The following is a 25,240-nucleotide window of genomic DNA, read 5'->3' as shown; positions in this document are numbered from 1 at the left end:
TAACGAGACAATCATGCCATCTGCCAGTTCCGCCGTAAATCGACTCATCCAGCAATTCGATCTGCGCCCGCACCCTGAAGGCGGCTACTACCGGGAAACCTATCGGTGCGAAGAGCGCGTACAGCGTTTGCAGTCAGGTCGAGAACGCTCGGCCTCCACCGCTATTTACTATCTGTTGAGCGGCGATGCGTATTCCGCCTGGCATCGGATCCGTTCGGACGAGCTCTGGCATTTTTATGCCGGTTGCCCTTTGGGTATTCACGTGCTGGACGACGCAGGTCAACTGCGTACGCTTCGGCTTGGCAATGCTCTGGAAGAACCTGACACGGTGTTTCAGGCGGTAGTGCCAGCCCGATGCTGGTTCGCCGCCGAGCGTATCGATCGCCAAAGCTATTCGTTTGTGGGATGCACGGTCGCGCCCGGATTCGAGTTCAGCGAATTCGAGCTGGCGGATACGGCCGAGTTGCAGATGCAGTACCCCCAACATGCGAAGCTGATCGGTCGGCTGGGCCGGGCCGCCGACAGTAGTCATGTCTGATGGAGTGCGGTTACTGCGTTAGCGCCATGACCGCTGGACGGACCGGACGGTACCCACCCCTCGCCCTGCGGCGTCTTAACAGAATGACCCCCACCCCAAACGGCTCAAAAAAAGCGCGACACGGAACACGTCCAGCTCCGTAAACGCTTCAACCGAAAATGCCTTAGCTGTCTGATATGACCTTTACTGTTCATAGTGTGTATTACACACACTCAATATAAGCCGTCTGTTTCAACCCATCAATCAATCAGCTTTCCGTCCTCGTCATAAAACGGATATCGGCCACCGTAGTCGTTGACATAAACATTGTGCGTGATCCAGCGCTTCCCCACATGCGCATGCACGTGGAACGCGGGCGGCTCCATAATGAAAGCGCTCGGGCCGTTTTCTCGTAGATCATAGGCCACCTGATGCGCCGGAGAGGGGCAAATGCTGGCGATCGTGTTGGCAAAAAGTGTGAATGCCGAACGATGTACATGGCCGCAAATAATGCGTTCCACGTTGTGATAACTGCTCAGCAAGGCTTCCAGCTTTTGCGAATCGCCGGCCGCCAACCCCTGCTTGTCCATATGCTCTATCCCGCAGTCGAACGGTGGATGATGCATGGCGATCATGACAGTCTTGTCGCGCCGCTGCGCCAATTGTTCCGCCAGCCACGACAGGCGTTCGGCGCACAGGCGCCCGCCGCTATTGGGCAGGTCCTGCGTATCCAATGCCAGGACGCTGATCTCATCGAAGTCGATCGCATAGTGCACAAAGCTCGAGCCCGTATTCAGATAGGCATGGTCTGGAAAAGCTTCCCGCAGCGCGCTCCTGTGGTCGTGATTGCCCACCATCAGGTAGTAAGGGATGGTCAACGCAGACAGCTCGCGGCGCAATGACTGGTATTCCGGCGCGGCGCCAAAGTCGGCCAGGTCGCCGGTGATGATGAGGACATCGGGCTTGGGCAGCAGTGCGTTCACTTTGGCGATACAGGCGCGCAAGTACTCGGTGGTATTCACCTTTTTATAGGCCAGCAGTCCGGGCCGCTTGATGTGCAGATCGCTGATCTGAGCTAGCAACATGGTCAGTCCTTATGGATGATTAGCAAGTGTTCCTGGGGAATCAGCAGACCGGCTTCCTGGCCCGTCTGATAATTCGTCCGGTTCGAAGTTTCTACGCAGACGACGCTGTCGCTGACGCCTTGCAGATAGACCCGGGTGCGCTCGCCCAGGAATTGAATGTTGGCGATGATGCCGCGCAAGGTGCTTTGCCCGGGAGCCACCAGCATCGCATCTTCAGATCTGAAAAAAACTTCCGGCAAGCCGGCAGCCTGCGCGGGGCAGGCAATATGCCCGCCGTGAGTATGAAATGCGTCATCCTTGAAAAAGCCGTTCAAACAATTCAGTGAGCCCAGGAAGTGGGCCACGTGGCGATTTTTGGGCTGGAAATAAATATCGCGCGGCGAGCCGGCCTGCTCGATGCGTCCGGCGCTCATAACGATAACCCGGTCGCCCAAGACCATGGCCTCTGCCTGGTCGTGGGTTACGTAAACGGTGGTCACTCCGAGGTTCTTCAGCAAAAGATCCATATCGGTTCTAAGCGTTTCGCGCAGCTTTGCATCCAGTGCGGTCAGTGGTTCATCCAGCAGCAGGACGCGCGGCTCGGGTGCAAGCGCGCGCGCCAGGGCCACCCGTTGTTTCTGTCCGCCGGACAGCTGGGCAATGTTTTTGTCGGCATGTTCGGTTAAATGCACCAGCTCCAACAGTTCGTCGACACGCACCTTGCGCAGCCGGGGAGGGATCTTTTTTATCTTCAAGCCGTACCCGATGTTTTCCCGAACCGTAAAATTGGGAAACAGCGCATAGTTCTGGAACACCATGCCGACCCGGCGTTCTTCAATGGCTTGTTGGGTCACGTCTTCTTCGCCGAAAAAAATACGGCCGCCTGGGTCGGGGCGTTCAAGACCGGCTATCAGGCGCAGGGTAGTGGTCTTGCCGCAACCCGATGGCCCGAGCAACACCAGTGTTTCGCCTGCACTGATGGCCAGGCTGGTAGGTTGCAGAACCTGGGTTTTCTGGTTATAGGTTTTGCTGCAATTTTCCAGGCGGATGGGAATCGAATTCAGCTTCATGGCGGGCCTTCAGGGTTTTGGATTTTTTGGCTTGTCCATGGCCTGCATCAAGAGCAGTAAGGGGATGACAATGGCAAAAAAGATGGTTGTGTAGGCGCTGCCCACTTCAATCCGCAAGGAGGCATAGGCATCGGCCAGGCCCACCGGCAAGGTTTTGGTTTGAGGCGTATGCAGCATCCAGGTCAGGTTGAATTCCCCCATCGACAGGGTCACTACCATCAGCGCGCCGGCTGTGATGCCGGAGCGGATGTTGGGAATTACAACGGTGGTGAATCGCGTGAGAAATCGGGCGCCCAGGCTTGCGGCGCCTTCTTCGAGGGTCTTGATATCATTGGCTGAGCAGGCGGCGGCCACGGATCGCACCATGAAGGGCAGCGTGAATACGACGTGGCCGACAATAATGAACCACAGGCTGATGCGAAAATCCCTGAGGCCGCCATAGACGACGATGATGGCCAAGGCGCTGGCCAGACCGGGCAGGGCAATGGGCAGCGTGATCAATTCTTCAATCAGGCGTGCGAACCGGCTTTGCCAGCGCGACAGCACGTACCCCGCGGGCACGCCCACGATCAAGACGACGAGCAGCGTGCACCCTGCCACCAGCAGTGAATTTACAATGGCGCCATGATAATCGTTGAAAACCTGAAACACCCATTTCAATGTCAGGCCGGCGCGCACCCCTTTGAAGTAATTGACTGAAAATCCGGTCAAGGCCGACGTAATGACGGGTACAAATAAAAATGCGCAGATTAAAAGAGTGACAGTCAACTGCATGCCAAACAGCAATCGTTTTTTGAGTGTCATGGCTTAACCACCCGCCGACATGGTGGCGCCGGCGACATTGCGGGCCAGCATCAAAATGGCCCAGGTGACGATGCCCAGCACTACGCTTAGCGCCGCGGCCGTCACCAGGTTGGCGTTCAGGGTGAACTCCGTATAAATGGTCATGGGCAGCACGTTGATATCGGTGGCCAGCGTAAAAGCGGTTCCGAAGGCGCCGATGGAAGTTGCGAAACAGATGGCGCCCGCGGCTATCAAGGCCGGAGCCAGTGCAGGCAGGGTTACGTCGCGCATCACCGCCCAGGGGCCGGCCCCCAGAGAGTGCGCGGCTTCGACTAGTGATTTGTCCAGCGATTGTGCGGCCGCCATGACCGACAGGACGATTTTTGGGATCGAAAAGTACAGATATCCCAGAAACAGGCCGGACATGGAATACGCAAAAACCAGTTTGTGCCCGAACAGGGCCTGGCTGACAGCGCCGATGAGCCCCTGGCGACCGGCCAGCATAATCACCATAAACCCGACGACGACCCCCGGAAAGGCCAGCGGCAAGGTCAGCAGCGACACCAGAAGCCGCTTTCCGGGAAATTCATTATTGCTGAGAAACAAGCCGGTAATGACCGACAGAATAATCGTGGCAATGGTCACGACCAGCGACAGCATCACGGTTTGCCATAGGCTGTTGACGTATCGGGAGTCGGTCAGGATGGCGGAATAAGTGTCGAAGAAGTTGCCGCCCGCGCTAATCCGCACCAATACTCCGATGGGGATTAGCCAGAATGCCGTAAAGACAATCAGCGCGGGCAGCAGCAACAGAACGCGCCAGTGGACGGGTAGGGTGAGATCGCGCATAGGTGTTTCGTGTTGCCTTAATGCACCTGGTCAAGATACATGCGTTGGAAGGGCTCTTGTTCTTTGGCCATTTGCGCATAGTTCACTGTTTTTGCGCGCGCATAGTCGGCGGCCGGTAAAAACTTGTCGGCTACGTCTTTGGGTATTTGAACATTGCGCACCGGTTTGAGGAAGGCATTGGCCCAATGCGCCTGACCCTTGTCGGTCATTATGTAATCCAGCACTTTTTCCGCATTGGCCTGGTGTGGAGCGCCTTTGACCAGGGACATTACGTAAGGAAACGACACCGTACCTTCTTTGGGGATGACAAAAGCCACGTCGGCATGATCCTTGTATTTGGCGCGATAGGCGTTGAAGTCAAAGTCGATCAGAATCGGGATTTCACCCGACAGCACGCGTGCGTAGGCCGTTTGCTTGGGCACGATGGGTTGGTTCTGTTTCAGCTTCTTGAAGTAATCGATCGCGGGCGCGAAATTACTCAAAGAACCTCCCGAGGCCTGGTTGATCGCGACTGCGGCGGCATATCCCACAAAGGCGCTGCTGGGATCCAGATACCCCACCATGCCTTTGTATTCAGGCTTGAGCAGATCGGCCCACGATTGCGGCACCGGCTTGCCCTCCAGGGCCGCCTTATTCACGAAAATACCTATCGTGCCCGAATGAATTGCGAACCAGTGACCATTGGGATCTTTCAGATCGGCTGGAATTTGATCCCAATTCTTGGGCTTGTACGTGCCCAGCACATCGTATTTCATGGCTTCGATGGCTGAGGTAATGCCCAGGTAAACCACATCGGCTACCGGACTCTTTTTCTCGGCCATGATCTGGGCAAGCGACTGGCCCGAGTTTTTGTTGTCCAGGGGAACCGTGATTCCCGTATCGGCCTTGATATTCTTGATCTGCCCGGCCCAGTCGGCCCATTCCGGCGGACAGTTGTAGCAAATGACCAAATTATCGTCGGCCTGCGCCGCGCCCGTATAGAGGCCGGCCGACAGCATTAACAGGCCAAGAAATCCAGACAATGACTTTTTCATATGAATACTCCCTTATCTGTGAGTGGATAAAACTGAAAAACGTAGCGGGCGGCGTGGCTAAGCGCCTCGGGCTTATTCATGCTGCCAAAGCCCCGGAAACCTTGGGCGGACCCACCGAATGTCCTGTTAAAAGCTCATGCGCTAAAAATAATGGCTGCTCCAGGCTTTTTTCTCCGTCCAGGCGTTTGAGCAATTTCTGGGCGGCTGTCCTGCCGATTTCGCCATTAGGCTGGCTGATGGTAGTCAGCGCGGGGTCGATAAGTTGCCCGTATTCCAGCCCATCGAAACCGATAACCGAGATATCTTGCGGGATGCGCAGCGAGCGCTCGCGCAGCGCTTTGATAACGCCTAATGCCAGCAGGTCCGTGCTGCAGAATATGGCGGTGGGACAACTGGACATTTTATTGAGCCAGTGTTGCAGTTGTATTTCCAGGGTTCGCGCTCCGAAGTCGACTTCTGTCAGCGGCAGTGCGGCAAGCCCCGCTTCCTGCATGGCGTCCTGGTAACCTTGATAGCGTAGCGCCGAACGATCGGATGCCGTTAGAAAACCCGCCAGCATGGCAATGCGCCGATGCCCGAACTTCAGCAAATGCTGGACGGCGTCGCGCGCCGCTTTGCGATCATCGATGGACACCGTTTCGTAGCCCGGTGCATGGTTGTACATAAGTACATAGGGTATGTTTTCGGTGGACAGCGAGGCCAGGGCGGTGCAGTTTTCGGCGCTGGCAACGGTCAACAACAGCCCGTCCACCTTTTGCCGCAGCAGTATTTCGATAAGCGGCTCTTCCCGCGTTGAATCGTATTGCGTGGTGGTGAGCAGCATGCGTTTGTTGTGCTGATTGAGCGCATGCTCAATTCCGCCGATGCAATCGGCAAATACCGGATTGGCCAGGGACGGCAGCACGACACCCACCAGGCCGGTCTGGTTTTTCCTTAGCTGCTGGCCGAAAACGCTGGGCCTGAATTTTTGCTGCTGCGCTATGGCCATTACGTGGGCCAGAGTCGCCGCCCGAACAAGATGAGGGGCGTTAAAACACCTGGAAACCGTGGCGATTGAACACCCGGCCAACTTTGCCACGCCTTTGATGTTCGGCATTATGTTTATCGAAGGTGATAGGGATGGGAGATGCTAACGAAATATGAAATGTAAACGTTTTCATTTTTGAGTTTACTTTTATAGCATTTTTGGCTGTCGCCTTCTATCTAGGGAAACTACCAGGATAGGGATTGCGGGATGGCACCCACAAGGTAGGAGTTGTAGGATGGCACCCACAAGGGGTGCCGCTACGTGAACGACAGGTACGTTTTGTAGTGGCAGCCCTTGTGGCTGCCAAAATCAATCATTGTGCGTGGTGTGAAGTATCACTCGATATTTTGCGCCTGCTCTCTCATCTGCTCGATTTGCAGCTTAAGGTCGATCGCGGCGCGGGTGATGCTCAGGCCGCTGGCTTTGGATCCCAGAGTATTGGCCTCGCGGTTCATTTCCTGAAATAAAAAGTCCAGTCGTTTGCCGATGCTGCCGGTTTTTTTCTTGTCGGTGCCGGCTTCGCCGGTGTTGAGCAAATGGTCCAGCTCGGCGATGTGCGAGCGCAGGCGCGACAGCTCTTCGGCCACGTCGATGCGCAGGGCAAACAACGAAGCTTCTTGAGCGATGCGCGCCGATAATTCCTGGCCGCTGATATGGGCAAAGCCGCCGGGGTTGGCGGCTTCCAGCGCCTCGCGCAGTTTGTTGCCCAGTTTCTGCTGATGATCGGCCAGCAATTGAGGAAGGTCCTGCTCCACCTGCGTGACGATAGCGGCTGTCTGGGCCGAGCAGGCGAGCATCATGGCGGCCAAACGTGCGCCTTCGCGTTCGCGATTGGCTTGCAGATCGCTTAAGGCCTGGGTGCTGGCTTCTACACACATGGCCGTCCAGACTTCGAGGTCGAACGCATCGTCGGTGTTATTCGACCCGTTCAGCAATTCGGAAAGCCTGGGCGCTTCGACGTCGGGAATAAGTGCGCGTGCGGCTGATAATTGCGCTGCGACGGCGGCCAACCAGGCGGGATCGAGCGTTTTAACGGCATCGGTTTTGGCACGGGCGTAATTGACACGGATATCGACTTTGCCGCGTGTAACGACTTGCCCCAGCTTCTCGCGGATGATGCCTTCAGCCATGCGCAGATCTTCGGGGATACGAAAATTAAGATCCAGGAACCGGCTATTGACGCTGCGAAATTCGAGCGTCACTTGGCCGGCGGGCGATTCGGCGCGAGCGCTGCCGAAGGCGGTCATGCTGCGTATCATGGAATGTGTCCTGTTTTCTTGATTTAAAGAAATATTGTAAGGGCTGCGAGCCTCAGCGCCGGCTCGTGTGACAATTGGCATTTGAATAAATGTGGGTAAAGGAGTCTTTCTTGTCTGAATCCAAAGGTTCGTTAACAACCAATGTGGTGCGCCCGTCGGGCCGCGCCTTTGATCAATTGCGTCCTGTTTCGATGGTAGCGGGCTTTACGCGTCACGCCGAAGGCTCGGTGTTGATCAAGGCGGGCGACACGCATGTGCTGTGCAATGCCAGTGTGTTGGAAAAGGTGCCGCCGTTCTTGAAAGGCAAGGGGCAGGGTTGGGTGACGGCTGAATACGGCATGCTGCCGCGCTCGACGCACACGCGCAGCGATCGTGAGGCCGCGCGGGGCAAGCAAAGCGGACGAACGCAAGAAATACAGCGGCTGATCGGCCGCAGCTTGCGCGCGGTGTTCGACCTGCAGGCGCTGGGCGAACGCACCCTGCATCTGGATTGCGATGTGCTGCAGGCCGATGGCGGCACGCGCTGCGCCAGCATTACCGGCGCCTGGGTTGCGGCTGCGCTGGCGGTGCAGACCTTGCTCGATAACCATATCCTCGCCACGAACCCAATCAAGGACAGCGTGACGGCGGTGTCGGTCGGGATGGTCAATGGCGCAGCCGTGCTCGATCTGGATTACATCGAAGATTCGGGCTGCGACGCCGATATGAATATCGTCATGACTGGTGCCGGGCACTTTGTGGAAGTACAGGGTACGGCCGAAGGGCAGACCTTTGATCGCAAGGCGCTCGATGCCTTGCTGGATCTGGCCCATGGGGGGATTTTGCAGTTGGCGGAGTATCAGCAGAAGGCGTTGGGGCGGTAGTGTAGGATTTGCCGCGATGGCAGCCACAAGGGCTGCCGCTACAAACGCCCTACGAAGATAGAAACAAACGGTACCCCACCGCTGTTTCGGTCAGCAGATATTTGGGCTGCGCGGGATCGTCTTCGAGTTTTTGCCGCAAGTGTCCCATGTAAATGCGCAGGTAGTGGCCGTTCTCGCTTTGTGATGGCCCCCAGACCTGCCGCAGCAGTTGCGGATTGGTGACGACACGCCCCGGATTGACGGCCAGCACTGCTAAAAGGCGGTATTCGGTAGGTGTCAGATGGACGAGCTGGCCGCCTTTGGTCACCATGCGGGCCTTGAGGTCGATTTTGATATCGCCGAACGCGATGGGGCCATCGCTGCCCGACGAGGCCTGTTGCAGGCGCCGTTGCGTTGAGCGCACCCGTGCGAGAAGCTCGCCCACGCCAAATGGCTTGCTTAGATAGTCATCCGCCCCCGCGTCGAGCGCCTCGATCTTGTCCGCTTCATTCGTGCGCGCCGACAGCACGATAACAGGCACGTTCGACCATTGACGCAAATCGTTGATGAAACCGACGCCATCGCCGTCGGGCAGGCCCAGATCAAGAATGATCAGGCCAGGCTTGCGCGTGCCGGCTTCAATAAGGCCGCGCTGCAGGGTATCGGCTTCGAATACCTGCCACCCTTCTTCGTTCAACGCCAGGCGTACAAAGCGTCGGATTTGCGGCTCGTCTTCGACCAGGAGGGCAATGGGTGTCGGTTCGGACATGGGTTCGGTCGCAGTGGCTCGATGGTTTGTTACTTTAGTCCAGATCGGGCATGGCCGGGAGGGTGCCCAGGGGAAGGGTAAAAATGAGGGATGCGCCTGCCTGCGGCGATTTCGCCCCATGGATCTCGCCGCCATGGGCCTGGACGATAGCGCGGCAAATGGCCAGGCCCAGTCCAACGCCGGGAGTGGCTGATTCGTGTTGGCCGCGCATGAATTTTTCGAAAATAGCCTCTTCCCGCCCGGCCGGCAGGCCAGGGCCATCGTCGTTGATCGAGACTTCAAGAAACTGAAGGTGTGTTTTGACGGCGATGGTGATGTGCGACCCCGTTGGGGTGTATTTACCGGCATTCTCCAGCAGATTGCACAATACCCGTTCAATCAGCACGGCATCGAATTGGACTAGTGGAAGGTCGGGAGCCAGCTGTGTCGTCACCTCGTGGTTGGCGAGCGCGGCGTGGCTGATGCGCAAGGCGCTGCCGATGACTTCTTCGATGTGCTGCCATTGCCGGTTCAGCTGTATGCTGCCGCTTTGGATGCGCGCCATGTCCAGCAGGTTGGCGACCAGATTGCTCATGCGCAAGGCCTCGTTGTGCAAAGCATGCGCGAGCTCGGCTTGCGGCGGTTCGAGCCTGGACAGGGCCAAAGACTCGGACAGCCCGACCAGGGAGGTCAGCGGAGTGCGCAAATCGTGAGACAGGGCCGCCAGCAGCGAATTGCGCAGCCGTTCCGACTCCATGTGCACCAGCGCGTTTCGCGCCACATCGATATAGTGCACGCGCTCCAGGGCGATGGCGGCCAATGTCGCGAAGGTGTCCAGATGCTGCCTTTGTTCCGGAATCCAGATCCAACGGAGGTTCGGAGGCTCAATGGCGAGCACGCCGCGCGTACGCATGGGCGCTATCAACGGAAGGTAGAACAAGGCGCTGCCTGGCAGGGTGTCGGTACCGATGCCGGCAGGTTGAGCTTGATCGTAAGCCCATTGCGCCGTGCCAGGGTCGATGAGCTCGGGATGGCGAGTCTTGCCTGAATGCGCGGCGGCCGGCGAAGGCGCCTGCAGATGACTGGCGTCATCGGGGAGCAATAGCAGGGCGTTGGCGTGAAAGGTGCGTTGAACTGCATTTTGCGTCACGCTCACTATCTTTTCCGTTTCCAGAGCGCTGGATAGCTCGCGAGCGAATTCGTACAGCGCCCGCGCCCGTCGCTCGCGATGGTTGGCGACCCTGGCCTGGTAGCGTAGCCCCGAGGTCAGGTGCACGGTGATCAGGCCCACTGCCAGCATGACGGCAAAAGTGATCAGGTATTGGATGTCGCCCACCGCGAAGGACAAACGCGGCGGGACGAAAAAGAAGTCGAACAGGGCGACGCTCAGAAAGGCCGCCATGATCGCCGGGCCGCGTCCGAAACGGATGGCGATCAGAACCTCTACAAGCAGGAACAACATGACGATGTTGGCCAGGTCGAGGTAAGGCTGCATGGGCGTTGCCGCCATGGCCGTCGCGATGCAGGCGATGGCGGTCCAGAGATAACGCCAGTGCGGCGATTCCGCGCCGCCTGCGGGAATCGCATTCACCGAGTCCGCGTGTTGTCTTTTGATTTTTTCCGCGGACGCCGATTCCGGCGACGCGGCGGACCCAATTTTGATCAGATCGAGGTCCGGCGCATCGCGGGCCAGGCGCCTTGAACAGGATGGGCGCCAGAGCCGTGCCGTGTGATCGCGGCCCAGCACGATTTTGGAGAAATTGTGGTTATGAGCGTAGCTGGCGATTTCCTGGGCGACATCGTTGCCAGGCAGCACCGCCGTGACAGCCCCGAGGTTATGCGCAAGCTTGAGGGTTTTCAGTATCTGTTCGCGGCTCTTGGGCGCAAGCTTTTGCAATTCGGGGGTTTCAATGTAAATCGCGTGCCAGTCGGCGTTCAATTGGCCGGCAAGCCTTGCGGCATTGCGAACAACATGCTCGGCTTGGGCATAGGGGCCTATGCAGGCCAGCAAAGCGGTGTCTGTTTTCCACACTTTGCCTATCGACTTTTCGATTCGATACGCCTGGACATCGCCCCCGACCCTGTCGGCGGTCCGGCGCAGCGCCAGTTCACGCAAGGCGATCAGATTGCCTTTGCGAAAAAAATGACGGGCGGCATGATCCGCCTGAGGCGCTAGATAGACCTTGCCCGCCTTGAGGCGGCCAAGCAGCTCGTCTGCGGGGATATCGACCAGCACGACCTCATTGGCCGCGTCGAAAAAGGTATCCGGCATGGTTTCCGCGATACGGATGCCGGTAATGCCCCCCACCACATCGTTCAGGCTTTCGAGGTGTTGCACGTTGATCGTGGTGAAAACGTCGATGCCGGCGTTGAGCAATTCGTCTACGTCCTGCCAGCGCTTGGGGTGACGCAGGCCGGGAGCATTCGAGTGGGCCAGTTCGTCCACAAGGATCAGGGCGGGGCGGCGGGCCAGCGCCGCGTCGATATCGAATTCCTCGATTTTCCGGTCGCGATAATCGACGGTTTTCAATGGCAGTATATCCAGCCCGTCGAGCAATGCGGCGGTCTCTTTGCGGCCGTGGGTTTCCACGATGCCGACCAGTGCATCGCGGCCCTCGCTTTTCAATTGCCTTGCGGCAACCAGCATGGCATAGGTTTTGCCCACGCCGGCCGATGCGCCGAAATAAATCCGCAGCTTGCCGCGCAAGGCCTGGCGATCCTGCTCGTTGACATGGGCCAGCAGGGCATCGGGATCAGGGCGCGGATAATCGCTTGGGCTCATAAATCGGTGCTGCAATGGGGTTTCGTTTTGACAGCGGGGACGCCGACGTATGTCTTTCGGGCCGGGGTCAACGGCGGTCTAATTGAGCCGGTCGAGAGCAAGATTGAGTTCCAGCACATTGACTCTGGGTTCCCCCAAAAACTTAAAGTACTGGAATTTGCTGTGCCGGGCAATCAAGCCCAGGATTGTCTCAACAGATAGTTTACGTACGCGCGCGATTCGTGTCGCCTGGTAATTGGCGGCGGCGATGCTGATTTCCGGATCCAGGCCGCTGGCCGATGCGGTGACCAGATCGACGGGGATCGGATTGGTATTGCCGGGATCGGCCGCCTTTAGCGCCGCAATACGGCCTTTTATGGCGTCGACCAGGGCCGGGTTGCTTGGGCCGAGGTTGGAACCGCCTGATGAGGCCGCGTTATCAGGCATCGGGCTTGTGGCCGACTGCCGGCCCCAAAAATAATGGGGTGAAGAAAACTCCTGGCCGATCAGCGCGGAGCCCACTACATGGCCGTTTTTCAGCACCAGGCTGCCGTTGGCTTGATACGGGAACACGATTTGCCCGATGCCTGCAATCATGTAGGGGTAGAAGACGCCGCAAAGGAGCGTCAGTAGCGCAAACAATACCAATGCCGGTCGTAACAGGGGTTTGATCATGATCTTCATACCAAGTGAAAAAGGGCCAGCACCATATCGATAAGCTTGATGCCGGCAAAGGGCGCCAGAATCCCGCCCAGGCCGTAGATCAGCAGATTGCGGCGCAGCAGTCGCGCGGCGCCTATGGCCCGGTATTTGACGCCTTTGAGCGCTAATGGGATCAAGGCGACGATGATCAACGCGTTGAAAATAACGGCCGACATAATGGCCGACGATGGGCTGGCCAGATGCATTACGTCCAACGCTTTTAATTGCGGATAGGTGGCGATGAACGCCGCGGGGATGATCGCAAAGTACTTGGCAACGTCGTTGGCAATGGAGAACGTAGTCAGGGAGCCACGCGTTATGAGCATTTGCTTGCCGATCTCGACGATTTCCAGGAGCTTTGTCGGATTAGAATCCAGGTCGACCATATTGCCGGCTTCTTTGGCGGCTTGCGTGCCCGAATTCATGGCCACCGCCACATCGGCCTGGGCCAGTGCCGGTGCATCGTTGGTGCCGTCGCCAGTCATGGCAACCAATCGTCCATGGGCTTGATAGCCCCGGATGAGCTTGAGCTTTTCTTCAGGGGTGGCTTCGGCCAGGAAGTCGTCCACGCCGGCCTCGGCGGCGATAGCCGCCGCCGTCAGTTTATTGTCGCCCGTGATCATGATGGTTTTGATGCCCATGCGGCGCAGTTGAGCGAAGCGCTCCTTGATGCCGCCCTTGACGATATCTTTTAATTCGACCGTGCCCATCACGCGGCCGTCGTCAACCACGACCAGCGGTGTGCTGCCGCGGCGTGCCATATCGTCGATGGCTTTGTCGACTTCGGCAGGAAACGACCCGCCCAATGATTCGACATATTGCTTGATCGCGCCTGCAGCCCCTTTGCGTATTGCGCGGTGGCCCACATCGATGCCGCTCATCCGGGTTTGCGCGGTGAAGGGCACGAATGTCGCATGCAGCGTGGTCATGTCGCGCTCACGGATATTGAAGCGCTGTTTTGCCAATATAGCTATGCTGCGGCCCTCCGGAGTTTCGTCGGCCAGCGACGCCAGTTGCGCAATATCGGCTAACTGCTGTTCTGTTATTCCGGGCGCCGGTGCGAAGCTTGACGCTTGCCGGTTGCCCAGGGTGATCGTGCCGGTCTTGTCCAGCAGCAAGATGTCCACGTCTCCCGCCGCTTCGACTGCGCGCCCCGATACGGCGATGACATTGGCCTGCATCATTCGGCTCATGCCGGCCACGCCGATGGCCGACAGCAGGCCGCCTATCGTGGTGGGTATCAGGCAGGCCAACAATGCAATCAGTACGGTAATCGTGACCGGTGCGCCGGCGTGGGCAATTTGCACGGAGTACAGGGAATAGGGCAGCAGGGTGGCGGTCACGACCAGAAAAACAATGGTCAGCGCGACCAGCAGGATCGTCAGTGCCACCTCGTTGGGGGTTTTGCGGCGCTTGGCGTTTTCAACCATGGCGATCATGCGATCGAGGAACGCCTCGCCGGGGTTGGCCGCCACGCGCACAACGAGCCAGTCCGACAGTACGCGGGTGCCGCCGGTCACCGAACAGAAGTCGCCGCCCGATTCGCGGATGACCGGTGCGGACTCCCCTGTGATGGCGCTTTCGTCGACCGAGGCGACGCCTTCAATGACGACCGCGTCGGCGGGAATCATGTCGCCTGCCTCCACCAGCACGATGTCGCCTTTGCGCAAGGCGCTGGCTTCGGTAGCGGCCCATTGGCTGCTGCGGTCTTCGCCGGCGAGCTTCTTGGCGATGATGGTTTGTTTCAGGGCACGCAACGATGCGGCCTGGGCTTTGCTGCGGCCTTCAGCTAGCGCTTCCGCAAAATTGGCGAATAACACCGTGAACCACAACCAGATTGTCGTGGCCAGGATAAATCCGGGGCTCGCCTCGCCTTTGCCGGCGAGCGCCTGGATAAAGAGCACGGTGGTAATGATGCTGCCAACGTAGACGACAAACATCACAGGGTTGCGCTGTTGTATGCGGGGGTCGAGTTTTTTGAAGGCCTCGCCTATAGCGGTAATGATCGAGCCGGCGTCAATATGGGTCGCACGGGCTTTTGTCATGGCGGCTACTTTAGTGTTGAATAGGGGCATTGCCGGCTCCGGATTAATGAGCGAAAAGTTGCAGATGCTCAACCACGGGGCCCAATGCAAGCGCAGGTACATAATTCAATACACCGACCAGTATGACCGACCCGATCAGCAATATAAGAAACAGCACATTGTGCGTAGGCATAGTGCCCGGGCCGGCTTCGAGGCGTTTCTTGCCGGCCAGCGATCCCGCGATCGCCAGAACCGGGACAATGATCGCAAACCGCCCGAACCACATCGCAATCGCCAGCGCACTGTTGTAAAACGGTGTATTGGTCGACAGACCCGCAAAAGCGCTGCCGTTATTGTTGGCCGCCGAACTGAACGCGTACAGAATCTCCGAAAATCCATGGGCGCCTGGATTGGCGACAGCCATCCGGCCGGGTTCGACCATGACGGCGATGGCCGTGCCCACAAGCACCAGCACCGGTGTCACCAGGATGGCGATCGACACCATTTTCATTTCGAACGATTGGATTTTCTTGCCCAGATATTCGGGGGTGCGCCCAATCATCAGGCCTGCGATGAATACCGTCAGGATGGCAAAAATCAGCATGCCGTACAGGCCGGACCCGACTCCGCCAAAAATCACCTCGCCCAATTGGATAAGTAATAGCGGCGCCAGGCCGCCCAGGGGCATCAGGGAATCGTGCATGGCATTGACGGCGCCGCATGAGGCCGCCGTGGTGACGGCCGCAAACAGGGCAGATGCGCTAATGCCAAAACGGGTCTCTTTGCCCTCCATATTGCCTCCCGATTGCAGGGCCCCTGAAACCTGGTCGATGTTCAAGGCATGCAGAATCGGGTTGGCCTGCTGTTCAGCTATCATCACCAGCGCCGCAATCAGGATGAATATGACGAGCATGGCGCCGATAATGGCCCAGGCTTGCCGCATGTCGCCCACCATCCTGCCGAAAGTGAAACACAGGGCGGCCGGGATCAGCAGAATGGCGATCATTTGGACAAAGTTGGACAGTGGTGTTGGATTTTCGTAGGGGTGCGCAGAGTTGGCATTGAAAAACCCGCCGCCGTTGGTGCCCAGCAGCTTGATGGCTTCTTGCGACGCAACCGGACCCATCGCGAGAGATTGCGTTTTTTCGACCACGGTTTGGCTAACCGGCTCTCCCTTCGCATTTTTCAATGGCGCGCCATTCGGGCCGTTCTGCACCTGTTGGTAAGTCACCGGGTTGAGCAGGGTTGCATCTTTATAGGCCGAGAAGTTCTGGATGACCCCCCGGCTCATGAAAAATACCGCCAGCACTGTCGCGAGCGGCAGCAAAACGTAAAGCGTAGAACGGGTGATATCCACCCAGAAGTTGCCGATCGACTGAGCGGAGCCGGAAGAAAATCCGCGTATCAGCGCAAAGGCCACGGCAATGCCTGTTGCCGCCGAAAAGAAATTCTGTCCGGTCAGCGCGAGCATCTGGGTCAAATAGCTCATCGTCGATTCGCCGCCATAGCTTTGCCAATTGGTGTTGCTGACGAAACTGACTGCCGTATTAAAGGCCAGATCGGGGCTGACGTTGGGGAACGTTTGCGGATTGAGCGGCAGCCAGGCCTGCACGCGCTCGATCGCATAGACGAATAGCGCGCCCATGGCATTGAATATCAGCAAGGCGATGGCGTATTGTCTCCATGCCATCGGTGATTGCACTGATGCGCCTGCCAGGCGATACAGGACGTGCTCGGCTTTTGCGATCCAGCCCATTCCTTTGACAGGGGCTTCGTTCGCCACTCTGACCAGATACAGGCCCAGCGGATAGGCAAGCGCCAGCAACACGGCCAGGAAAACGGTCAGCAAAATAATGGATTGCGCCGTCATGTCATAGCTCCTCGGCGTTGAACAGCGCGTAAGCCAAATACACGAGCAGGCCGACGGCAACGATGCCGCCTATGAGATATAAGAGATTCAAGAGCGCACTCCCAATTTATCGCAGCCCAAGACAAGCAGGCCGGTCAGAAGTAAAAATGCGAGAATTGCGCCGAGATAAAGGAGATCCATCGTCATGCTCGTAAAGGCGTGATGCCGATAACGAGCAGATTAGTCTTTAGCGCCTAAAAAATTAGTAAAGACTTGGCGGTACGATGTAAAGAGGATGTAAAAATCTGACGGTGAGGGCGTTTTGTAGATGCCGTCTTGGTGGTCGATGATTTTGGCACCCACAAGGGGTGCCGCTACAAAAACATACCGGTCGCTAATGTAGCGGCACCCCTTGTGGGTGCCATTACCACGCCCGGCATTATCTACCGCCGTCTAAAAAAGAATAGCGTCACGTAAGCCGTTGCCTGAAGCCAGATGGTCAAAACCTTTATTGATTTCATCCAGCGAGAAGGTTTCTCCGAACAGCCTGTCGACAGGCAGCCGACCATTCTTGTACAGGTCGATATAATGATTGATGTCAACAGCCGGTACGCCTGATCCCAGGTAGCTGCCCCGGATTTCACGCTCTTCGCCAACCATCTGCGCCAAAGGCAAGGAAAAGCCGGCCTTCGGATTGGGTAGCGCAGAAGTGATTGTCATTCCCCCCCGCTGGGTTAGTTTGTAGGCTGTGCCAAAAGCGGCAACGCCGCCGGCCATATCGAAACCGAAGTCAACGCGACCGCCAGCCGCGTCATACAGATCGGCATCGGATTTCATATGTGCAGGGTTGACCAGGTGTGTGGCGCCCAACTGCTTGGCGAGCGCCAGTTTTTCGTCGCTTAAATCTATGGCGACAATACGGCGCGCGCCCGCCGCAACGGCTGCAAGCAATGCGCTAAGCCCCACGCCGCCCAAACCGATGATGGCCGCAGTACTTCCCGCTTTGATTCTGGCGCGATTGATTACGGCTCCGGCGCCAGTCAGGATCGCACAGCCAAAAAGCGCTGCTTCGCGGTGGCTGATATCGGCGTTGATCTTGACGCAGGAGCGCCTGGACACCACGGCGTATTCGGCAAAGCATGAAACGCCCGTATGATGATTAAGGTAGTTGGAATTGATATGGAGGCGACGTTGTCCGCCCAGCAAGGTTCCACTGGTGTTCGCCGCGGCGCCAGGCTCGCACAAGGCAGGGCGCCCCTCCATGCACGGAAAGCAACAGCCGCAGCTGGGTACAAAAACCGTAACGATATGGTCGCCTGCCTTGAGATCGGATACGCCCGGCCCAACCTCGACGACTTCGGCCGATGATTCGTGACCCAGTACGATGGGAATCACGCGTGGACGATCGCCGTTGATAACGGATAAATCAGAGTGGCATAGGCCGGCCACCTTGATTTTTATTAATAGCTCGCCAAAAGCGGGCGGATCCAGCTCGACCTCTGTGATTTGCAAAGGCTTGCTTTGAATGTACGGGGCGGGTATTCCCATTTCACGCAAAACGGCAGCTCTGATTTTCATATGCTTTGTTTATCCCTGAACGGCCGCGGCTGGTTGCATTGGAACAGCCGAGTCATGCGACCTCTTGCCGAAAAATAAAATATTAAATGGTTCGGCCACCATCCACCGGAAATTCTACGCCTGTCATGAACTCAGCGGCGTCGCTGGCCAGGAACAAGGCTGCGGCCGCAATATCAGAAGGTTGGCAGAAACGGCCTAGTGGAATCGTTGAAGAAAACTTGGCACGATTTTCAGGAGTGTCTGGCAAGCCCATAAACAGTTCGAACATTCCCGTAACGCCCATGACAGGACAAATCGCATTGACCCGGATTTTGTCCGGAGCAAGCTCGACAGCCATGGACTTGGACAGCAAATTAACGGCGCCTTTGGATGCGTTGTACCAAGTAAGCCCTGGGCGCGGGCGGATGCCGGCGGTCGAGCCTATATTCAAAATGACGCCTTTACCTTGAGCCCGCATCAGAGGAACAACAGCCCGTGTCATGTGGTAAATGGATTTTACATTGACATTGAAAACCCGGTCGAAGGTTGCTTCGTCTACGTCGAGCATAGGCTGATTCTTATGTGTAGTGCCTGCGTTATTGACGACTATGTCCACTGAGCCGAACTCGCTGTGGCACTGCTTGACCAACTCGTCGACGTCGCTTTTGCGTGACACGTCTGACTTGATCGCCATTGCGCTGCTGCCAATTTGCGCGGCAACCCGCTTGGCTGCTTCCAGATTGATATCTGCAATAACCACTTTTGCCCCTTCTTTGGCATAGAGTTTTGCAATGCCTTCGCCGAAACCTCCGCCTGCGCCCGTAACGATTGCAACCTTGTTGTCTAGCTGACTCATTTAATACTCCCAAAAATAATGATGATCATTCACCGTGAAACTGCACAATTGTTTTGGTGGTACTCATTTCTTCCAGGGCCATGAAACCCTTCTCGCGCCCGTGACCGCTTTTTTTGACTCCACCAAAAGGCAGCTCAATCCCACCGCCGGCACCGAAACTATTGATATAGACCTGGCCCGCCTTCATGCCTTTGGCGACCCTTTGCTGGCGTCCACCGTTTTCCGTCCAGATCGCCCCTTGCAAACCATACTCGGTGGCGTTTGCCAGACGAATCGCCTCGGCTTCGTCGCTAAACGGCAGGGCAACGAGAACTGGCCCGAAAATCTCTTCTGTCAGCAACACGCTGGAGTGGTCTTTTGCGCTGAATAACGTCGGCGTCACGAAATAGCCGCCGCCTGGAACTCCCTCTGCGATCTGGCCTTCCGCCCGAACTGTCATCCCGTCTTCGAGCCCCTTCTTGATGTAACGATTGACCCTGTCGAACTGAGCCTTGTTGATAAGCGGGCCGCAGTTCAGATTCATTTCAGGCGTGCCTGCACGCGTTTTGGAAAATTCCTCGGCGAGCGCGGCCATGAATTTGTCGTAGATTCCCTTCTGCACGAGCAACCGGCTGCCTGCCGTGCAGGTTTGCCCGGTATTGCCGACGATCCCTCTGACGATGGCCGGTACGGCCAATTTGAAGTTGACGTCGTCGAACACGACATGTGCCGATTTGCCCCCCAGTTCAAGTACGCACTTCACGGCATTGAGTGCGGCCGCTTGCTGAATCAGCACACCCACTTCGTTGGATCCGGTAAAGCTGATGAAATTGATGCCGGGGTGCTTGGCCAGGCTGGCGCCGGCCTCTTCGCCCAGGCCGGTGACAATATTTAGTGCTCCGCTTGGGAGTCCGGTTTCCAGAGCGAGTTCGGCCACGCGAATGACCGACATGCAGGCGTCCTCGGCGGGTTTGACGACGCAAGCATTGCCCATGGCCAGCGCGGGCGCGACTGTTCGGCCCAACATTTGCGCCGGATAGTTCCAGGGAATCACGTGCGCGGTCACCCCAAGCGGTTCGCGAATCACCTGCACGGCATAATCGTTCAGGAACGGAATGACCTGGCCGTGGATCTTGTCGGCGCCGCCGCCGTAGTATTCGAAATAACGCGCCAGAGCGAGAATATCGTTACGGGCAGTCGTGAGCGCCTTGCCTGTGTCTTTGGCTTCGAGTTGCGTCAATTCGTCGATGTGATCCAGTATCGTCTGGCTCAGGCGGAGCAGCAGACGACCGCGTTCGAGAGCGGTCAGCTTGCCCCATTTGCCGTCGAGGGCACTACGCGCGGCGCTTACAGCCAGATCGACGTCTTCTGCTTGCCCGCGAGGAATATTGGAGAACACCAGGCCATCGGTCGGCGATAAGACATCCAGTGTCATGCCGCTTACTGCGTCCGTCGTTTTCCCGCCTATAACCATCTTGGCCATCTGTTTCTCCTGTAAATTATTCAATCCGGCCGGGCGACACATCATTTGTGCCTCGATTTATTAATAAATCGTTTAGTGAATCGAGGCATACATGATGTCTTGCTCTGTTACGCCGGCATTTGCAAACTCCTCGACAATCTTGCCTTGGCGCGAAACCAAAATCCGGTCCGCTAGTGTCATGACTTCGGGTAGATAAGACGAAATGACCACCACTGCCTTGCCCTCGTCAGCCAGGCGTCGGATGATCTCGTGGATCTCGGCCACCGCGCCTACGTCGACGCCTCGTGTCGGTTCGTCAAAGATAACCAGTTCGGGCTCCTGGATTAGCGATTTGGCGATCACTACCTTTTGCTGGTTTCCGCCAGACAGTTCTATTACTTTCACATCCTTGCCGACAGCCCTGACATTAAGCGATTTGATCCAGTCGCGGCCAACCGTATTGGCCTCGCCGCTGCGCACCCGATTGCGTCGCCAGCCAAGCTTGGCCAGTAGGCCGGTATAGATATTGTGGGAAATGGACATTGTTTCGAAGAAACCGTCGACTTTCCGATCTTCGGTGACGTAGACGATCCCGGCTGCAATTGCACGGGCCGGAACCCGGTAACGAACGGGCTTATCCTTGAAAACGATTTTCCCGCCGTGGAAGTAATCGCGCTTGAGCACGCCTGCGACCACTTTGAACGTTTCGGTCCGACCCGAGCCGACCAGACCGAAGACCCCGGTAATCTGCCCTGCAAATATTGAGAACGAATTATTTCGCACCAGGGTACCCATACGCAGATTCTGTACGCTAAGTACACGCTGTCCGGCGGGCCGGCGCGCTGCACGATTGGTGCCGTAAAGCTCTTCGGAGAGATGGCGCCCAACCATGGACTGCACGATACGGTCGCGATTGAAGTTGACCGTGGCATCGGTTACCACTTTTTTGCCATCTCGCAGCACAGTTATGCGGTCGGATATTTCAAGCGCTTCTTCGAGTGCATGGGAGATGAAGATTATTGACACTCCGCGATTTTTCAAGTCGGCAATCAGGCCGAAGAAATGTTGTTTTTCTTCGGGCGTGAGTGTGGCCGTGGGCTCGTCGAACACGATAATGCGGGCTTTGTGCAGAACCGCTCGTGCTATTTCGACCATCTGCTTTTTTGCGGCCCCCAGGCTGCCGACCGTCATGGTGGGATCGACATTGAAGTTCAATGACTGCAAAAATTGCTGGGCCGATATATAAATGCCACGCAGGCGGTTAATGAATTTTTCCTGGCCCAAGAAAAGGTTTTGCGCCACTGTCATGGTGGGTACCAGGCTGGTCTCCTGGAATACCATGGCGATGCCCGTAGCAAGAGCCTCGAGCGGTGTGCGCAAATTAACTCGTTTGCCGTCGACCCACATTTCGCCTTCGTTAAGCGAGACGACGCCAGCCATTATCTTGGTAAGTGTGGATTTTCCTGCACCATTTTCACCTAACAGAGCATGTACCTCACCGGGCAATAAAGTGAAATCCACCCCTTCGATGGCTGGCACGCCAGCATACGTTTTAGTGGCCCGACGCAGTTCAAGAATGGGTGTCATGCGAGTTGCTTCCGTTCAGGTCGGCCAAGGGTAAGCGGAGGATTCGACTGGCTCCCTTGGACAACACCATTAAATAAGCGCCTTGCTCTACTGCTGAGACAATGCCGTGATGTTTGCCGCCAACACGGCTGTGCAATGAGTAGCGTGGACGTAAATCGTTGCCCAAACGAACAACCAATCCGTACGAACGCGGCGGCGCCCAAGGTTTGAGAATACCCATCTGCCTGACGCTTCCGCCCTGTAGTGGTTCTTGAAAATCGTGGCCTGAACTGAGCGCGGGCGCAATCCAGTAATGTGGCTCCATAGTGTTCATCATCTTGCGGCGGAAATCGTGCTCGCGCAGTACAAATTCGAGCAGTTGCGTACGGCCCGCAAATAGGCTGAGCCAAAATCCACCGCCTTGTGCGGGGCTGATTCGCGCGGGGTAGCCCGGCAAGGCGTTGAGTACCGGCACATGCGTGGCATTGTCGAGGGCAAGCAGGTTATGAGCCCAGCTCTGTGATGCCAGCACACGTGTGCCGTCGCCACATACACCGTGACAGTAGGCCAGGCCATGGGCCAATTCGCGAGACTGTCTGGTAGCCGGATCATATTCGAGCACCCGGCCGCTGTGGCCATGCTCAAGCAGATCGTGGCTCCATTGTGCGTACGGGCGGCTTTGTGAGCCGTCGCTGATCAGTAACTTTCCCCCTGAGGTTGCCTGCAGCGCGTTGACGCAAATCAGGGATTTTCCCTGGACCTTGTCAAACGATTCGCCGTGCCGGGTGCCACCTTCGAAGATGATGCGTCCGCCCGCAGCTACAGCAAAGCCGCCATCGATAAATGACGCAAGGGCCTGGACTGGTGCATCGAACTGCGCGACGACCGTGGAACCGCCGGCGTCGTCAAAGCGCAGCACATCGTTACCGCGGGCAGCATGCAATACACCGTCGGTACTGACGGCAAGGTCTTCGAGGCCCGGCATTTCAGCAAATACGGGTGCTGCCTCGAGTAGATTATTAGGCCGGAACGCGCCATCGAAAATCGGTACCGCCACGCTGGCGTCGCCATCGCCGAAAAACCGGTCGCGAGCGCGTTTGAGTGTTTCAAACATGTTTCTCGCCTCGCACAATACGATGCTGCATGAAATCAGGATCGGCGCCGTCAAGCTTGTAGCGGCCGATACGGTTGTTGGAAATGCCGCCCAAATAGAGGTAGCCTCGATGTTCTCGCATAGACGTAATCATGGGGTGATTCACACCACCCAAGTCCCACAGCGCGTCCAGAACTTCACCGCGCTCGTTGATTTTGATCACACAGCCCACATTGATATTGGGTGAAAGCCATTCATCTTGCGGCAGGCGCTTGGCCATGCGTTTGCGAAAAGCCGGCTCACGCATGGCCAGATCGAAGGCTGGGCCGCGCATGCCCATCAATGCGACCCAATAGTTGCCGTCGGAGGCTCTGTTGATATTGTCGGGGTAACCGGGCAAATTAGGGATGACCATCTCTATCTGACCTTTCCTGGGGCCGTCGAACCAATACCGCTTGATCGTGCAAGCCCAGCTCTCGGCAAACAGCACGGACTGTTGATCGGGACCTAAACATACGCCGTTGGGAAAAATCAGGTTTTTAACCAGCGTGCGAGTCTGCCCAGTGTTCGGGTCGTAGCAAATCAAACGGCCATTTCCGCGGCCTTCAAGACTGTCAATTTGCCATTCGTGCATTTCGTAGCGGATGGTGGCTTCGGAGAAGAAAACCCTCCCATCGGGTGCGATATCGAGATCGTCGGCCAGCCGTAACCGACTATCATCAACGATTGAAAACAGCGAACGATTGGTTTCATCACTGGCCTTTTCAACTTTGCCCTCGGGGGTGACTCGGTAAAGACCCATACCACCGACGCATACATAAAGGTGTCTTTGGGCGTCGAATGCCATCCCCAGGGGCTGGCCGCCTATTTTGGCAAAGACTTCCATGCGTTTATAGTCTGGGGCGAAAAACCGAACAATCTCGCCATGTCGTGTTCCGCAATAAAGATTGTCTTGTTCGTCGAGAATGACATCTTCCGGCGATTCGACTTGGCCCAGACCTATGAGCTCGATGTCGTGCAGTTTGTCGTTTACCGCGTACATGGAGCCGACAGCGGCACTGGTCGCCGGGGCTACGGGCAGGTCGAGATAACCTGGGCTGACATAAAACTCCTGTATGGCCTTGCCCCGATTCTTGAACCAGCGGATATCCAGCGTCGCGGCAAGCAAAAGTATGCCGGCCAGAATCAGACGCGACCCTCCCGCCGGCATGGCCATGCGCAAAAGACCGTTGGTAATAAGCAGAATAATCAAGGTGCCCAGAATGGCCTTGGTCACCGAACCCTTGCCGCCACCCAGCCTGATACCTCCCAGGATCGCCGCGGTCAGGATGACGATTTCCATGCCTTTGCCGGTGTCCGCCCCTGGGCTGCCTAGCCGGGCGGCGTAAAAGACCGCTGCCGCACCTGCGAATATGCCGGAAACGATATAGGTACTGGCGACGATCCGGCTCATGGGCAGGCCGGAATTATAAGCAGACCGACGACTACCTCCCACGGCCATCATGTGCCAGCCGCCCCGCATGCGGGTCAGGAATATGTGGCCTGCTACTGCCACAACGGCGAACACCCAGGTAACGGTGGGAATATTGAGAAAAGATCCATTGCCAATGAAATCCCACAGATCGGAGGTGGGAATGACCGAGGAAATGGCCACAGCCGTGTTGTATTGCGCGATGTCGCATATCGACCTGAAGATGATCAGCGTGACCAGCGTGGTCAGGAAGGCGCGCATTCTTAAATAGCCGATCAGAACGCCATTGATCGCGCCGAGCAATGCGCCGCACGCCAGAGTCACCCCGATGGCGGCAAAGATTGGAAAGTTCAGTACTTGCACAAGATACAGCGCAACGATATTGCAGATAGCGAACATGGAGCCGACGCTCAAGTCGATTCCACCTACGATTAATACCAAGGACATGCCTAGCGCGATAAAGCCGAGTTCGCTGGCCTGGCGCAGGGTGTCGGCCAGGTTTGATACCGAAATGAAATTATCGATTTTCGAGGCGAAAAACGCGATGGTTATCAGCAGCGCCACTAAAGGTATGGCTGTCTCGGTCCATTGTTTTTGAAGTATTTCGCCAAATGCCTTGTCTGGCCAGAATTGATATCTCAGCTGTTTCAGTATTTTTGGCATGGTCGTGTGCTAAATGCTCCGGCCGAATGCGGCCGAAGCGATGGGTTTCGCAAATATAGAACTG

The 25,240-nt window shown here is 56.9% G+C and carries 21 protein-coding genes; 2 read left to right on the top strand and 19 right to left on the bottom strand.

From position 1 onward, the window contains the following. The first annotated feature begins 13 nt into the window (after nt 1-13). On the top strand, nt 14-538 hold the full coding sequence (locus EDC26_RS04100; RefSeq protein ID WP_132579976.1) for a cupin domain-containing protein: 525 nt from the start codon (nt 14-16) through the stop codon (nt 536-538). A 239-nt stretch (nt 539-777) separates the two neighbouring features. Here EDC26_RS04100 and EDC26_RS04095 read toward each other — a convergent pair whose 3' ends face one another. The 7 genes from EDC26_RS04095 to EDC26_RS04065 form a co-directional block, all read right to left on the bottom strand. Further along, nucleotides 778-1,602, bottom strand: a complete 825-nt coding sequence (locus EDC26_RS04095) for a phosphodiesterase (RefSeq protein WP_132579975.1) — start codon at nt 1,600-1,602, stop codon at nt 778-780. Nucleotides 1,603-1,604: 2 nt separating this feature from the next. After that, nucleotides 1,605-2,651, bottom strand: a complete 1,047-nt coding sequence (locus EDC26_RS04090; RefSeq protein ID WP_132579974.1) for an ABC transporter ATP-binding protein — start codon at nt 2,649-2,651, stop codon at nt 1,605-1,607. 9 nt (nt 2,652-2,660) lie between these two features. After that, the gene (locus EDC26_RS04085) at nt 2,661-3,455 is read right to left on the bottom strand and encodes an ABC transporter permease (protein WP_132579973.1); all 795 of its coding nucleotides are present in this window, start codon (nt 3,453-3,455) and stop codon (nt 2,661-2,663) included. Between the two features lie 3 nt (nt 3,456-3,458). Then, the gene (locus EDC26_RS04080) at nt 3,459-4,283 is read right to left on the bottom strand and encodes an ABC transporter permease (protein WP_132579972.1); all 825 of its coding nucleotides are present in this window, start codon (nt 4,281-4,283) and stop codon (nt 3,459-3,461) included. A 17-nt stretch (nt 4,284-4,300) separates the two neighbouring features. After that, nucleotides 4,301-5,317: an ABC transporter substrate-binding protein gene (locus EDC26_RS04075; protein WP_132579971.1), complete on the bottom strand. Its 1,017-nt coding sequence runs from the start codon at nt 5,315-5,317 to the stop codon at nt 4,301-4,303. A gap of 76 nt (nt 5,318-5,393) precedes the next feature. Further along, nucleotides 5,394-6,413, bottom strand: a complete 1,020-nt coding sequence (locus EDC26_RS04070) for a LacI family DNA-binding transcriptional regulator (RefSeq protein ID WP_132579970.1) — start codon at nt 6,411-6,413, stop codon at nt 5,394-5,396. 266 nt (nt 6,414-6,679) lie between these two features. Next, a complete protein-coding gene (locus EDC26_RS04065; protein ID WP_132579969.1) occupies nt 6,680-7,603 on the bottom strand; it encodes a YicC/YloC family endoribonuclease in 924 nt (307 codons plus the stop codon). Between the two features lie 110 nt (nt 7,604-7,713). Here EDC26_RS04065 and rph point away from each other — a divergent pair, with 110 nt between their 5' ends. Further along, nucleotides 7,714-8,466 (top strand): ribonuclease PH, encoded by a 753-nt coding sequence (rph, locus tag EDC26_RS04060; RefSeq protein WP_279432676.1) that lies wholly within the window; start codon nt 7,714-7,716, stop codon nt 8,464-8,466. A gap of 49 nt (nt 8,467-8,515) precedes the next feature. Here the strand turns inward: rph and kdpE are convergent, their stop codons facing one another. The 12 genes from kdpE to EDC26_RS04000 form a co-directional block, all read right to left on the bottom strand. Further along, a complete protein-coding gene (kdpE, locus tag EDC26_RS04055) occupies nt 8,516-9,214 on the bottom strand; it encodes a two-component system response regulator KdpE (RefSeq protein ID WP_132579967.1) in 699 nt (232 codons plus the stop codon). A 34-nt stretch (nt 9,215-9,248) separates the two neighbouring features. After that, nucleotides 9,249-11,975, bottom strand: a complete 2,727-nt coding sequence (kdpD, locus tag EDC26_RS04050) for a two-component system sensor histidine kinase KdpD (RefSeq protein ID WP_132579966.1) — start codon at nt 11,973-11,975, stop codon at nt 9,249-9,251. A gap of 78 nt (nt 11,976-12,053) precedes the next feature. Beyond that, the gene (gene kdpC, locus EDC26_RS04045; protein WP_207915060.1) at nt 12,054-12,626 is read right to left on the bottom strand and encodes a potassium-transporting ATPase subunit KdpC; all 573 of its coding nucleotides are present in this window, start codon (nt 12,624-12,626) and stop codon (nt 12,054-12,056) included. An 8-nt stretch (nt 12,627-12,634) separates the two neighbouring features. Next, complete coding sequence (gene kdpB, locus EDC26_RS04040) at nt 12,635-14,701, bottom strand: potassium-transporting ATPase subunit KdpB (protein WP_132580111.1); 2,067 nt, start codon at nt 14,699-14,701, stop codon at nt 12,635-12,637. Nucleotides 14,702-14,744: 43 nt separating this feature from the next. Next, nucleotides 14,745-16,550 (bottom strand): potassium-transporting ATPase subunit KdpA, encoded by a 1,806-nt coding sequence (kdpA, locus tag EDC26_RS04035; protein WP_132579964.1) that lies wholly within the window; start codon nt 16,548-16,550, stop codon nt 14,745-14,747. A 1-nt stretch (nt 16,551) separates the two neighbouring features. After that, nucleotides 16,552-16,641: a K(+)-transporting ATPase subunit F gene (gene kdpF, locus EDC26_RS04030; protein ID WP_132579963.1), complete on the bottom strand. Its 90-nt coding sequence runs from the start codon at nt 16,639-16,641 to the stop codon at nt 16,552-16,554. A gap of 341 nt (nt 16,642-16,982) precedes the next feature. Continuing rightward, nucleotides 16,983-18,107 carry a zinc-dependent alcohol dehydrogenase family protein gene (locus EDC26_RS04025; RefSeq protein ID WP_132579962.1) on the bottom strand — a complete coding sequence of 375 codons (1,125 nt, stop codon included), beginning with the start codon at nt 18,105-18,107 and terminating at the stop codon, nt 16,983-16,985. Between the two features lie 82 nt (nt 18,108-18,189). Beyond that, nucleotides 18,190-18,942 carry a glucose 1-dehydrogenase gene (locus tag EDC26_RS04020; protein WP_132579961.1) on the bottom strand — a complete coding sequence of 251 codons (753 nt, stop codon included), beginning with the start codon at nt 18,940-18,942 and terminating at the stop codon, nt 18,190-18,192. Between the two features lie 25 nt (nt 18,943-18,967). Continuing rightward, the gene (locus EDC26_RS04015; RefSeq protein ID WP_132579960.1) at nt 18,968-20,404 is read right to left on the bottom strand and encodes an aldehyde dehydrogenase family protein; all 1,437 of its coding nucleotides are present in this window, start codon (nt 20,402-20,404) and stop codon (nt 18,968-18,970) included. Nucleotides 20,405-20,476: 72 nt separating this feature from the next. Beyond that, the gene (locus EDC26_RS04010; RefSeq protein WP_132579959.1) at nt 20,477-21,970 is read right to left on the bottom strand and encodes a sugar ABC transporter ATP-binding protein; all 1,494 of its coding nucleotides are present in this window, start codon (nt 21,968-21,970) and stop codon (nt 20,477-20,479) included. Continuing rightward, nucleotides 21,954-23,063 (bottom strand): hypothetical protein, encoded by a 1,110-nt coding sequence (locus EDC26_RS04005; RefSeq protein WP_132579958.1) that lies wholly within the window; start codon nt 23,061-23,063, stop codon nt 21,954-21,956. Before EDC26_RS04005 ends, EDC26_RS04010 begins: the two co-directional genes overlap by 17 nt. Further along, the gene (locus EDC26_RS04000; protein ID WP_132579957.1) at nt 23,056-25,176 is read right to left on the bottom strand and encodes an ABC transporter permease; all 2,121 of its coding nucleotides are present in this window, start codon (nt 25,174-25,176) and stop codon (nt 23,056-23,058) included. Before EDC26_RS04000 ends, EDC26_RS04005 begins: the two co-directional genes overlap by 8 nt. Nucleotides 25,177-25,240 lie beyond the last annotated feature (64 nt).

This window comes from Paralcaligenes ureilyticus, from assembly GCF_004346225.1.
In the GTDB taxonomy this organism is placed as follows: domain Bacteria; phylum Pseudomonadota; class Gammaproteobacteria; order Burkholderiales; family Burkholderiaceae_B; genus Paralcaligenes; species Paralcaligenes ureilyticus.
Note: the sequence above shows the minus strand (reverse complement) of the source record. Positions and strands in the feature narration are given on the sequence as shown.

Coding starts and splice junctions, on each gene's coding strand:
- EDC26_RS04075 (WP_132579971.1), bottom strand. CDS start 5,317: ATGAAAAAGTCATTGTCTGGATTTCTTGGCCTGTTAATGCTGTCGGCC.
- kdpA (WP_132579964.1), bottom strand. CDS start 16,550: ATGACGGCGCAATCCATTATTTTGCTGACCGTTTTCCTGGCCGTGTTG.
- kdpD (WP_132579966.1), bottom strand. CDS start 11,975: ATGAGCCCAAGCGATTATCCGCGCCCTGATCCCGATGCCCTGCTGGCC.
- EDC26_RS04005 (WP_132579958.1), bottom strand. CDS start 23,063: ATGTTTGAAACACTCAAACGCGCTCGCGACCGGTTTTTCGGCGATGGC.
- EDC26_RS04095 (WP_132579975.1), bottom strand. CDS start 1,602: ATGTTGCTAGCTCAGATCAGCGATCTGCACATCAAGCGGCCCGGACTG.
- EDC26_RS04100 (WP_132579976.1), top strand. CDS start 14: ATGCCATCTGCCAGTTCCGCCGTAAATCGACTCATCCAGCAATTCGAT.
- EDC26_RS04080 (WP_132579972.1), bottom strand. CDS start 4,283: ATGCGCGATCTCACCCTACCCGTCCACTGGCGCGTTCTGTTGCTGCTG.
- EDC26_RS04090 (WP_132579974.1), bottom strand. CDS start 2,651: ATGAAGCTGAATTCGATTCCCATCCGCCTGGAAAATTGCAGCAAAACC.
- EDC26_RS04015 (WP_132579960.1), bottom strand. CDS start 20,404: ATGGCCAAGATGGTTATAGGCGGGAAAACGACGGACGCAGTAAGCGGC.
- EDC26_RS04070 (WP_132579970.1), bottom strand. CDS start 6,413: ATGCCGAACATCAAAGGCGTGGCAAAGTTGGCCGGGTGTTCAATCGCC.
- EDC26_RS04020 (WP_132579961.1), bottom strand. CDS start 18,942: ATGAGTCAGCTAGACAACAAGGTTGCAATCGTTACGGGCGCAGGCGGA.
- kdpE (WP_132579967.1), bottom strand. CDS start 9,214: ATGTCCGAACCGACACCCATTGCCCTCCTGGTCGAAGACGAGCCGCAA.
- EDC26_RS04000 (WP_132579957.1), bottom strand. CDS start 25,176: ATGCCAAAAATACTGAAACAGCTGAGATATCAATTCTGGCCAGACAAG.
- EDC26_RS04010 (WP_132579959.1), bottom strand. CDS start 21,970: ATGACACCCATTCTTGAACTGCGTCGGGCCACTAAAACGTATGCTGGC.
- EDC26_RS04025 (WP_132579962.1), bottom strand. CDS start 18,107: ATGAAAATCAGAGCTGCCGTTTTGCGTGAAATGGGAATACCCGCCCCG.
- EDC26_RS04065 (WP_132579969.1), bottom strand. CDS start 7,603: ATGATACGCAGCATGACCGCCTTCGGCAGCGCTCGCGCCGAATCGCCC.
- EDC26_RS04085 (WP_132579973.1), bottom strand. CDS start 3,455: ATGACACTCAAAAAACGATTGCTGTTTGGCATGCAGTTGACTGTCACT.
- kdpB (WP_132580111.1), bottom strand. CDS start 14,701: ATGACAAAAGCCCGTGCGACCCATATTGACGCCGGCTCGATCATTACC.